Raw genomic sequence first — 13,145 nt, forward strand, 5'->3', positions numbered from 1 at the left:
TACACGCAATAAGGACAATTTTTAGTTTAAAACTCTAATTTATAACAATTCATCAGTTCATTTTTTACCAGCACCCAACTACACAGGGGAAATGAATATGACACACCCACTGAGTTCTCCTCAACAAGTCATCTGGCTCGATCAGGTTATCCATGTCGGTTCACCCAAATATAATATTGGTCTTTTTATCTGCATCCATGGGGAATTGAATGAAGATGCGTTCGTGACTGCTTTTGAGGCGATGGTTTCCCGTTGCGATACATTGCGCTTACAGCTCATCAACACCCACGCATTACCCCGCCAACAGGTTGATGATACTCTCCCTGTCTCCGTGACCCTCCGCGATTTTTCATCGCATCCAGACGCAGAAACCCAAGCCAGACAACACATTGATACCGAGTTCATGCGCCCATTCAACTTGAATGGTGAGTTGTGGCGCTCTGAGATACTGCGGGTCAGCAAAACACGCCGATACTGGCAATTTTGTTGTCATCATTTGATCATGGATGGGATGAGTTTGTTCATGCTGCTTGACGAGGTTATTGATACCTACAATTATTTAGTAAAAAATGACCTGACAAAAAGCGACCTGATAAAAAATAACCTGATTGAAAATTACCCGATAAAGCAAGAAACCCTCAATAAAGCGGCGCTCTCTTATCTGGATTTTGTTGAGGATGACCGGGCTTATCTTATTTCCCACCGCCACTCACACGATGTGCAATTTTGGCAAGAACGCTATAAAAACCTGCCACAACCCTTGCTCCCGCCGGCTAACACCCCAAAAACAGCAAACAGCGCGCAAGCCAAGCCGCTTTTTTGGCAAATAGACAAGACGCTTTATCAGCGTATTGAAACGACCGTGACCCGACAGGGATTATCCATCCTGCATTTTATGTATGCCGTTCTGGCCGGCTATTTCACCCGCATAACGGAAGTCGATGAAATCGTGATTGGCATTCCCGTGCACAACCGTAAAAATGCCCGCCATAAAAGCACCATGGGGATGTTCGCCTCCGTTATTCCGATTGGCGTGACCCTATCACCAGAAGACACCTTCCTTGATGTCATGCACAAAGCCGCAGCAGAATTGCGCCGTTGTTATAAGCACCAACGTTTGCCCATTGCCGAGATCACTCGACAAACCCAAATCCAGCAGAAAACGGGACGAACACAATTATTTGACATCACATTATCACTCGAACCGTTTACAGCGAATCTGCACATGGCAGGAGAAGAGACCAGCATCGAATCTTTTGACCTGTATCACGGTGTCCCCTATCCTCTGTCGGTCATTATCAAGCAGTACACCGACACCGCCTGTCTTAAAGATAACAACCCCCCCGTCACGATTGAGTTTAATTTCTCTACTGACACCCTGAGCACCACCGAGGCCATGACCCTCCAATCCCGCCTTGCCGTCTTGCTCGACGCCGCCGTCACCGCACCGGATACGCCGATCGCCCATTTGCCCATCTTGCCGGAGGCTGAGCGCCAGCAAGTCTTGCTGGATTTCAATGCCACGCAGGTCGATTTCTCACAACATACCTTGATTCATCAACTGTTCGAGAAGCAGGTACAGCAGCACCCGGATACCCTCGCCGTGATCTTTGACGACCAGTCCCTCAGTTATGACCAACTGAACCGCCGCGCCAATCGGCTGGCACATCATCTGATTGAGCTGGGCGTGCGGCTGGATGATCGGGTGGCGATGTGTGTCGAACGCAGCCTGGATCTGGTGGTCGGTTTTTTGGGGATTCTCAAGGCGGGTGGGGCCTACGTGCCGTTCGATCCGACTTATCCGGCCGAACGGCTGGCGTATATGTTCAATGATTCCGCCTCGATGGCATTGATTACTCAGGCGGCGATGGTTGACATGCTGGGCAATAACCTGCCAATCCATCACTCACCGGTGCCCATCATCGTGCTTGATGCCCAACAATGTCCTGCGTTGGCTGCAAGGCCGGAAGAAAACCCCGATCCTCACGCGCTGGGGCTGACCTCACACCATCTGGCTTATGTCATTTATACCTCCGGTTCCACCGGCCAACCCAAGGGGGTGATGGTCGAACATCGCGGCCTGTGTAACTTGATTACCACTCAGCAAGACAGATTGTCTCTGACCCCGGACAGCCGTGTCTTACAGTTTGTCTCAAACAGTTTCGATGGTTATATTTGGGAATGCTGCATGGCACTCTTGGCAGGCTCGCGTCTCTATCTTGCCAAACGTGCCAATATCCTGCCCGGTGCCGCCCTGTCCCATTACTTAAAAACCCGTGCCATTACCCACACCCTCTTGTCACCCACGGCCTTGACGGCAATGGACTCCATACCCGACACACTGCAAACGTTGATCGTCGGCAGTGAGGCGTGTCCGTCAACGCTGGTCAAACGCTGGGCGCAGGGGCGACAGATGTTTAATGCTTATGGGCCGACGGAAATCACCGTCTGCGCCACCCTTTATTCCTGTGACCGTCAGGAAAAAAATGCGCCGCCGATTGGCCGCCCCATCGCCAATAGCCAAATTTATCTCCTTGATGCCCATGCCCAGCCCGTCCCGATCGGCGTCAAAGGCGAGATCTATATCGGCGGTGTGGGGGTCGCCCGTGGCTATCTTAATCGTCCAGAACTGACAGCGGAACGCTTTCTGCCCGATCCTTTCTCGTCGGTAGCCGGCGCCCGCATGTACAAAACCGGCGATCTGGCGCGTTGGCGGCCTGACGGCAATATCGAATACCTCGGCCGCAACGATTTTCAAATCAAGCTGCGTGGCTTCCGCATTGAACTGGGGGAAATAGAAGCTCAGCTCACCCAGTGCCACGGGGTGCGCGAAGCGGTTGTGGTTGCCCGCGAGGATAGTGCCGATCAGAAACGTCTGGTCGCTTACCTGCTGGCTGAACCCGACGCAGAATTAGCGCCGGCGGAACTGCGCCGGCAACTCACGCAGCACCTTGCCGAGTATATGATCCCCAGCGCCTTTGTGACGCTCGACACCTTCCCGCGAACCCCCAATGGCAAACTCGACCGTCAGGCCCTGCCGGAACCGGATCAGGCGGCAATCGCAACACGCGGCTACCAAGCGCCGGTAAATGAAACAGAAACGGTATTGGCCGGAATTTGGCAAACTTTGCTCGGATTGGAAAATATCGGCCGCCATGACCACTTTTTCGAGCTTGGCGGCCATTCACTGATGGCGGTCAGCCTGAGCGAACGGCTGCACAGTTTGGGTTGGCTGTTGGATATCCATACGGTGTTCACCACTCCGGTGCTGAGCGAAATGGCGAAAGCGATGCGGACAGTTCAGGACAATATGGCAACGTCCGCCGTACCGCCCAATCTTATCCCTGATGGCTGTACCGCCATCACGCCTGACATGCTGACGTTGTTATCCCTGTCCCAACCCGAAATTGATGCCATCGCTGCCGCAACTCCCGATGGCGCCGCCAATATTCAAGATATCTACCCGCTCGCCCCACTCCAGGAAGGCATTCTGTTTCATTACCTGCTACAGACCCAAGGCGACACTTATCTGTTACGTAGTTTATTTGCCTTCGATACCCGCAAGCGCCTTGATGCCTTTCTCGCTGCCCTGCAACAGGTCATTGACCGCCATGATATTTTACGCACCGCCGTCTGCTGGCAGGGCTTGGCAAAGCCGGTACAGGTGGTCTGGCGTCGGGCCACCCTGCGCATTAACGCGTTTATACCGGACAATAAAGATAGCAAAGACAGCGAACAGGACGTCCCTGCGCAATTGCTGGCGCATACCGATCCGCGCCATCGCCGTCTTGATATCAGTCAGGCTCCGCTGTTCTCAGCCGACATTGCCCATGATCCGCAGCAGGATGAGTGGTTGCTGGCCCTGTGCTTCCACCATCTGATCAGTGACCATATAACGCTGGAATTGATCATGGCTGAAATCAATGAGCTGCTATATCGTCATTTCCAAAACAAGCGTGCTGAAAACTTAGATAACGGGAAATTGCCGGCCGCGTTGCCTTACCGTAACTGGCCTTACCGCAACTTTGTCGCCCAATCCCTGCGAATGAAGGATTCAGGGCACGAGGCTTACTTCCGTGAAGTGCTCGCCGATATTCATGAGCCGACCGCGCCTTTCGGCATACTGGATACCCTCAATGGGGACAGGCAGATAATCGAGGCCACTCAATCCCTTGATCCGGCGCTGGCCAAGGCGATCCGCCTGCAAGCTCGCCGTCAGGGGGTGAGTTCCAGCGTGCTATTCCATGTCGCATGGGCACAAGTGCTGGCGCAGACCAGTGGGCGGGATGATGTGGTCTTCGGCACGGTCTTGCTGGGACGCATGCAGGGAAATATCAACCTCAACCGGATTTTGGGACTGTTTATTAATACCCTGCCCGTGCGAATCCGGCTGGCAGGAAGCGCACAAGCAACCGTGCAAGCGGCCTACCGCAGTCTGATGGGATTACTGGAACATGAACAAGCCCCGCTGGCGCTGGCACAGCGCTGTAGCGGTGTGGCGCCATCCCTGCCGCTATTCAGCGCACTACTCAACTATCGCCATAGTCAACCGGGTGCCATCCATATCGCGTGGGAAGGTGTCCGCCTGCTGGCGGTACAGGAGCGAACCCATTATCCTTTTACCTTGTCCGTGGATGATTTGGGTGAAGGATTCAGTTTGGTTGCGCAGACGGTTTCAGGTATCGATCCGACCCGTCTAATCGCCTATATGACCACCGCCCTGACGGGGCTGGTGAATGCGTTAGACACGGAGCCTGACAAGCCGATCTTGCATATCCCCATTCTGCCCGCCACCGAGCGCCGGCAATTGCTGATTGATTTTAACGCCACCCAAACTGACTTCCCGCAAGAGGCGTTAATTCATCAATTGTTTGAAGCACAAGTACAACGCACTCCCGACGCCATTGCCGTAGCCTTTAATAATCAACTCCTCAGCTATGATCAACTAAACCGCCACGCCAATCGTCTGGCGCATCACCTGATTGGGCTGGGTGTGCGTCCGGACGATCGGGTGGCGATTTGTGTCGAACGCAGTCCGGCGATGGTAGTCGGTTTATTGGCCATTTTGAAAGCGGGTGGAGCCTATGTACCACTCGATCCGGCTTATCCCGCCGAACGGCTGGCGTATATGCTGGAAGATGCCGCACCGAGGATACTGCTTACCCAGACGACGTTGGCCGATCGGCTGGCCTGTCCGGTGCCCACAGTGCTACTTGACACCGTGCTACTCGATAATCCCGTACTGCCCCTTGATAACATGCCGTCCGAAAATCCTGCCCCACAGGCACAAGGCCTGACGTCGCGCCATCTGGCTTACGTGATCTACACCTCAGGCTCTACCGGTCTGCCCAAAGGAGTGGCGATCGAACACCGCAATACGGTGAATTTCCTCACTTGGGCGCGGCAAACGTTTCGTTTTGAGGAATTAGCCCATACCCTGTTCGCCACCTCGCTGAATTTTGACCTGGCCGTCTACGAATGTTTTGCACCGCTCATTTCAGGCGGCACGGTACATCTTGTCCCTGATGCGCTTGCGCTGGTCACCCAACCTGCCACCCCAAAACCGGCCGTCAGCCTGATCAATACCGTGCCATCGGCTATCGCCCATTTACTTGATACTAATGCGATCCCTGAGACGGCGATCCCGGCGACTGCTATCCCGGCGACTGCTATCCCGGCAACCACCCGAACCATCAATCTGGCCGGTGAAGCCCTGAAATCCCATCTCGTTGAGCAGTTGTTCACGCGAACGGCGGTACAGGACGTATGCAATTTATACGGTCCTTCGGAGACAACAACCTATTCGACTTGGGTACGCATGCACCGGACAACGGGCTTTGCCGCCCATATTGGCCGCCCGATTGCCAATACCCAAATCTATATTCTCGATGCCAACGGTCAGCCTGTCCCGCTCGGTGTTACCGGAGAAATCCATATCGCCGGAGCGGGAGTGGCGCGCGGTTACCTGAATCGCCCGGAACTGACGGCAGAACGCTTCCTGCCCGATCCATTCTCCGGCCTGCCGCAAGCCCGCATGTACAAAACCGGCGATCTGGGGCGTTGGCGGCTTGACGGCAATATCGAATATCTCGGCCGCAACGATTTTCAGGTCAAGATCCGTGGCTTTCGTATCGAACTGGGGGAAATCGAGGCGCAATTGCTCCAATGCCGCGGGGTACGCGAAGCCGTGGTACTGGCTTGTGAAAATGGTTCAGATAAAAACGGTTCAGGGCAAAAGCAACTGGTCGCCTATCTGCTGCCCCAAGCGGGGATGAAACCGGAACCGGCGGAACTTCGCCGGCAGCTCGCGCTACACCTTGCCGAATATATGCTGCCCGGTGCCTTTGTCACGCTCAACGCCTTCCCGCTGACGCCGAACGGCAAATTCGACCGTCAGGCCTTGCCCGCACCGGATCAGTCTGCCATTGCAACCCGCGGCTATGAAGCCCCCGTCGGTCACATAGAAATGGCACTCGCCGGGATCTGGCAGGAACTATTGAAAATAGAAAAGGTCGGCCGTCATGATCATTTCTTTGAACTCGGCGGCCACTCCCTGCTCGCGGTTCAGCTCACCGCCCGGATACGGCAGAAGCTGGCGCGGGAACTCTCCCTGCCGCAACTCTTTGCCCATCCTGTCCTCACGGATCTGGCGGCGGTGCTCACCGACAGCCCAATGATTACACAAACAAGGGTGACGCAAACGCTAATCCCTGCCGCCGATCGCCGCCAGCCGTTGCCGCTCTCTTTCGCCCAGCAACGCCTGTGGTTCCTCGCCCGGCTCAATCCCGCCGCCAGTCTGGCCTACCATATTCCGGCCGTTCTGCACCTCAACGGGCCACTTGACCATTCGGCGTTTACGGCGGCGCTTGATCGCCTCGTCACCCGACATGAAAGCCTGCGCACCTGTTTTGTGCTGGTGGATGAACAGCCTTACCAGCACATCGACGCCGCAGAGAGCGGGTTTAATTTGACCCGTCAGGATCTGCGCGGATTAGACAACACCGCCCGCCTGAACCGTATTGATAAACTCGTAGAACGCGAAGCCCAAACCCCGTTCAATTTCGCCCATGAATCACTGATCCGGGGACAATTGCTGCAACTGGCGGACGAAGAACATGTCTTGATCCTCACCCAACACCATATGATCAGCGACGGCTGGTCGGCAGGAATATTGTTCCGCGAACTGGCGGCACTCTACCGGGCTGCGCGGGAAGGACATGCTGCTCCGCTGCCACCCCTGCCGATTCAATACGCCGACTATGCCGTCTGGCAACGGGAATGGCTGCGGGGTGAAGTACTCACCACGCAACAACATTTCTGGCAACAGCAACTGCAAGGCGCACCGGCACGGCTGGATCTCCCCACCGATCGACCGCGTCCCCCCGAACAACGTTATACCGGCAGTCACGTGCCCGTCCACCTGAGTGCGGACTTATTGTCCGCACTCAGGGCGCTCGGTCAGCGTCAGGGCACCACGTTATTTATGATCCTGCTGGCCGGCTGGGGTATTGTACTGTCCCGCCTGAGTGGTCAGGATGATATCGTCATCGGCACCCCCGTCGCTAACCGCCAACACAGTGAACTGGAAGGATTAATTGGCTTTTTCGCCAATACCCTGCCATTGCGGGTCGAACTGGAAAATAGCAACACGGTAGCGGAACTGCTTGCTCATGTCCGTGAAAAGGCGCTGGCGGCCTATGCGCATCAAGACCTGCCGTTTGAACAGTTGGTGGAAACGCTGCAACCTGAACGCAGCCTGAGCTACAGCCCGATCTTTCAGGTTATGCTGGCGCTGAACAATACACCCGCCCAGACCTTCGAATTACCTGGTTTATCCGTCTCGTTGATGGAACAGCCACACCACAGTGCGCACTTTGACCTGACACTATCATTAACAGAAACGCCATTAACAGAAACGCCATTGACAGAAACCTTGAATGGACTTGGTGGTTATCTGGAATATGCTTCCGATCTGTTCGAGCGTGCGACCGTTGAACGCATGGTCGGTTATCTCATCCACGTGCTGACCGCCATGACGGCCGATGAAACACAGACCATTGCCCACCTGTCGATATTATCCGCGGCAGAGCGCCAGCAGTTACTGGTTGATTTCAATACGCCCCGGATTGATTTCCCGCAACCTGCGCTGACTAATCCATTATTTATTCATCAACTGTTCGAAGCACAAGTCCAGCGCACACCGGACGTAACCGCCGTGGTCTTTGAAGGTCAATCGCTGAGCTATCGCGAACTGAACTGCCGTGCTAATCAACTGGCACACAGCCTGATTGCCTTTGGCGTGCATCCGGATGATCGCGTGGCGATTTATGTTGAACGGAGTCTGGACATGATCATCGGCCTGTTCGGGATCTTAAAAGCCGGTGCCGGTTATGTCCCGCTCGATCCCGAATACCCCATCGAACGGTTAGCCTATCAATTATCGGACAGCAAACCGGTCATCTTGCTGATCCAAAAGCGATTACAGCAACGTTTGCCCATCGATTTGCCGCTGCAAGGTATCTCCGTCTGGCCGCTGGACGATGTAACGCACCAAGCCAGTCTGGCAAAACAGCCGCAACATAACCCCGACAGCCAGCAAATAGGGTTACAGCCCCATCATCTGGCCTATATCATCTACACGTCCGGCTCCACAGGACACCCAAAAGGAGTGATGCTGGAGCACCACAATGTCGTGAGCCTGATCCAGGCCCACTGTCAGATCAGTCATCCCCAATTGGGCGATCGTATTCTGCAATTTGTGACCGTGGCGTTTGATATTTCGGTATCGGATATTTTCCCCACGCTGGCATCGGGCGCGACACTGGTTCTGCGGCCGTCCGATATCAAAATACCGGATAGCACGTTTGTCGATTTCTTGCGTGAACAAAAAGTCACTATCATCAATATTCCGACCGCCTTTTGGCACCATTGGGTACAGGAACTCGTCGCCGGACGTGGCGGTTTCAGCCCTTATCTGCACACAGTGATTGTCGGTGGCGATAAAGTGGAATACCGCTATTTGATGGACTGGCTATCGTGCCCGCAGACGCAATCCTGCCGCTGGTTCAACGCCTATGGTCCCACCGAAGTGACCGTCACCGCCACGACCCTGCGGATAGATAACAAACCAGCGCCAACGATTATCGACAACATTCCCATTGGTCGCCCGTTATCCAATACCCGCATCTATATTTTGGATACCTTCGGTCAGCCCGTGCCTATCGGCGTGAGTGGTGAAATCCATATCGGAGGGATGGGGGTCGCCCGTGGTTATTCGAACCAACCGGAACTGACGGCAAAGAGATTTATCGCCGATCCCTTCAGCGACCGCGCCAACGCTCGTATGTATAAAACCGGTGACTTGGGGCGCTGGCGGCCTGACGGCAATATCGAGTACCTTGGCCGCAATGATTTTCAGGTCAAGATACGCGGCTTCCGTATCGAATTGGGAGAAATTGAAGCCAGATTGGGACAATGCCACGGCGTGCGTGAAGCCATTGTGCTTGCCCGCGAAGAGATCTTGGGTGAAAAACGTCTGGTTGCCTATCTGCTCGCTGAACCCAATGTGAAACTGGTGCCCTCGGCACTCCGCAAGCAACTTGCGCAACATCTTGCTGATTTTATGCTGCCCAGCGCCTTTGTGATCCTTGATGCTTTCCCGCTGGCACCCAATGGCAAGCTCGACCGTAAAGCCCTGCCGATGCCGGATCAGTCGGCGATCGTGACCCGCGCTTATGCCGCACCCACCGGCGCGATGGAAATCGCACTAGCCGAAATTTGGCAAGCCCTATTAGGGCTGGAAAAGGTCAGCCGCCATGACCATTTCTTTGAGCTGGGCGGTCACTCGCTGATGGTCGTCAATCTGATCGAACGGCTGCGTAATCAGGGTTATGGCCTTGATATCCGTACCGTGTTTTCCGCTCCCGTGCTGGCCGAGATGGCGAAAACCATGTGGTCAGTTCAGGACACGACTCCATTCACTGTGCCACCCAATCTTATCCCGGAGGGTTGCATTGCCATCACGCCTGACATGTTGCCGTTAGTGTCCTTAACACAACACGAGATTGATACCCTCGCCGCAACAATCTCCGGCGGTGCGGCCAATATCCAAGATATTTATCCCCTCGCGCCATTACAGGAAGGCATGCTGTTTCACCACCTGCTGCAAACAGAGGGAGATATTTATCTGTTACACATCATGCTGGCTTTCGATACCCGTAAGCGTCTTGATGATTTTCTGGCGGCGTTGCAACAACTGATTGACCGACATGATATTTTGCGCACCGCCATCTGTTGGCAGGGATTAACACAACCGGTACAAGTTGTCTGCCGTCAGGCGTCTTTGCGCATCGATACGTTTATGCCGGGCAGCGACAAAGACGTTCTGTCTCAATTACGGGCGCATACTGATCCCTGCCAGCGCCGCCTTGATGTGAGTCAGGCACCGCTGTTATCCGCCGATATCGCCCATGATCCGCAGCGGGGAGAATGGTTATTGGCCCTGCGCTGCCACCATATGCTCAATGACCATATGTCGCTGGACGCTATCATGGCGGAAATTAATCAGCGATTGTACTCCTGTACCGAACACCTCTCTCCGGCACCTCTTCCGGCACTTCACTCGGTACTGCCTTACCGTCAGTTTATCGCCCAATCCCTGAGGGTGCCCATGTCAGCCCATAAAGCCTATTTCCGTAAGATCCTCGCCGATGTGGATACACCGACCGCGCCTTTCGGCATACTGGACATCAACCGTGGAGATCAACCTGTCACGGAAGTCGCACAGCCTCTGAGTGCGGCCTTGTCCAGCGCGATCCGCACGCAGGCACGCCGTCAGGGAGTCAGCCCCGGTGTGCTGTTCCATGTTGCGTGGGCACTGGTGTTGGCAAAAGCCAGTGCAAGGGATGATGTGGTCTTCGGCACCGTCTTATTGGGACGTATGCAGGGCGGCATGAGTCTCGATAAGATTTTGGGGCTGTTTATCAATACCCTGCCGGTCAGGATACGGCTGACGGGGAACAGCGTACAGGAAACGGTACAAGCGGCCTACCGCAGTTTGACCCGGCTACTGGAACATGAGCAGGCACCACTGGCATTGGCCCAACGCTGTAGCGGTGTGACACCGCCCCTGCCACTCTTCAACGCCCTGCTCAACTATCGCCATAGCCGGCGGGATTCAACCCGCAATACATGGGAAGGCATACGTCTGCTCACAGCACAGGAGAGAACTCACTATTCCCTCTACTTGGCCGTGGATGATAGGGGCAGAGGCTTCCGATTGGCAGCCCAAGCCGTGACCGGTATTGATCCCGCCCGTTTGAACAGCGATATGATCAACGCCCTGACGGCACTGGTTGACGCATTGAACACCGCCTCCCAACAGCCGATCGAAAACCTCGCCGTTCGGCCTGCTGCCGGACACCCGGCACCCCCTGTCTCGGCCCCGCCTGTTGCGACAACACATGCTGCGACACACGGCGATGAAGTTCCCATCGGTGAGGTGGAAATTGCGCTGGCCAAGATCTGGCAGGCGTTGCTGAAAATTGAACGGGTCGCCCGCCATGATAATTTTTTCACGCTGGGCGGTCATTCACTGGTCGCGATACAACTGCTGTCCCGGATGTATGCGCAAGGTATGCAGGTTCCGCTGGCGGCTTTGTTCTCTCACCCAACCTTGTGTGAATTGGCGTTGGTTGTGGGGGACATGAATAACGACGGTTGATATGGTCAGATACGGTCTTACTCCTCACATCACGGGGAGTAAGACGTTTTCAAGTTTATTGGGTATAGAACCGTTGGTTAGACTCACATGTAAAATGCCGGCGCTTCCTAATTGCAACGATTTATTCACAGCATATTTCACCTAGGGTAAGAGAATGAAAAGTTTATTTTTGTATAATCAAGACATTCGCAAAAATAGGACTGAGTTTCTTTGATACTTCTATCATTTTGGCAAACCATTTAGCAAAACCAAATTGTGTTATTTTCACCCACCAATAGATTACATTAAATACAATTTAAGATTAAAAAAACGTTCCATTTCTCACCCTGAAAACGATTCTGGATGAAAAATTAAATTTCTGGATCAAGTATTATACCAATCTAACTTGAAGATGCAGGTTTTAAAATCTGAAAGTTGTCAGTCAGTCTAGTCGTGAGTTCTTTCGCTTTTTCTGGCAAAGTGACATGAAAAAAGTGACGAAGGGTTTCACGGAATGTCTTCGCATCCGGAAAATAAACATTGTTACGTACTTGCTCATTCATATACTTCCACAATCGCTCTATTGGATTGAGGTTTGGGCTGTAAGGCGGTAGGTAATGCAGTTCAATATTAAGGACATATGCCACCTCTTTCACCAATTCTGCCCGGTGGTAACCCGCCCCATCCAGAATAATATGAATTTTTTGCGAAAGTGGGTAAGTTTCTCTAATAGCGCCGAAAAAATACGCGATATTTTCGGCATTGATACTCGGGTATTCACGGATCACGGTGTCTTCAATTCGTTGTAAATTGAGGGCGCCCAGAAGATTGAGACGGGTACGACTGCCGGTGGTTTCGACCACTTTTACCTGATTTTTCCCCGCTTTCATCCAACCATAGCTGAGCTTTGTGGACTGCGAAGGATGCACCGCATCAATAAATAGGATAGGTTCATTCTGACCTGCCCGGTCTTTCAGAGACTGGTAGTCATCAATAAATTGTTGCTGCTTATCCGCATCGAATTTATGAGGAACGCCCTTTGGCTTTTTGTAGCTGAAACCTTGTCGGTGAAGCCATTTCGTCATGCCTCCCACGCTGAAAGACACCTGCCAACGAGCTCGTACATAATCCACAATTTGAGCGGTCGTATGCAGCAAATTTGCCGTCAAATAATCAACCAGATCGGCGGTTTGTTTGGCAGAGAGATGGCTTTCAGAACCGCCATTTTCGGGGGTGAGTTTTTCCTGCGCGATGAAATCTTTTAGGTGACGGCTTACCGTAGTTTCATGAATACGTAAGGCCTGAGCAATCATCTGAGCTGTCCAGCCCTCTGACGCCAAAAGCACGGCCTTGATGCGATCACAGACTCGACTATCACGAGTGGTATCATGCATCAATTCGAGGGCACGTTTTTGTTCTGGTGTCAGATGAATTTTCATGATTG

General features: G+C 53.6%; 2 protein-coding genes. One reads left to right on the forward strand and one right to left on the reverse strand.

Going from position 1 to position 13,145, the window contains the following annotated elements:
- Window positions 1-97: 97 nt before the first annotated feature.
- Entirely contained in the window at window positions 98-11,722 is an 11,625-nt protein-coding gene (locus XDD1_RS12025; RefSeq protein WP_052705696.1) for a non-ribosomal peptide synthetase, read from the forward strand.
- A gap of 380 nt (window positions 11,723-12,102) precedes the next feature.
- On the opposite strand, the gene XDD1_RS12030 is transcribed toward XDD1_RS12025, so the two are convergent.
- Entirely contained in the window at window positions 12,103-13,140 is a 1,038-nt protein-coding gene (locus XDD1_RS12030) for an IS630 family transposase (RefSeq protein WP_045968390.1), read from the reverse strand.
- Between the last annotated feature and the right edge of the window lie 5 nt (window positions 13,141-13,145).

The sequence above is a fragment of the Xenorhabdus doucetiae genome, assembly GCF_000968195.1.
In the GTDB taxonomy this organism is placed as follows: Bacteria; Pseudomonadota; Gammaproteobacteria; order Enterobacterales; family Enterobacteriaceae; genus Xenorhabdus; species Xenorhabdus doucetiae.

Bases quoted from the DNA above. Each gene is read 5' to 3' on its own strand.
- XDD1_RS12025 (WP_052705696.1), top strand. From the start codon at position 98: ATGACACACCCACTGAGTTCTCCTCAACAAGTCATCTGGCTCGATCAG.
- XDD1_RS12030 (WP_045968390.1), bottom strand. From the start codon at position 13,140: ATGAAAATTCATCTGACACCAGAACAAAAACGTGCCCTCGAATTGATG.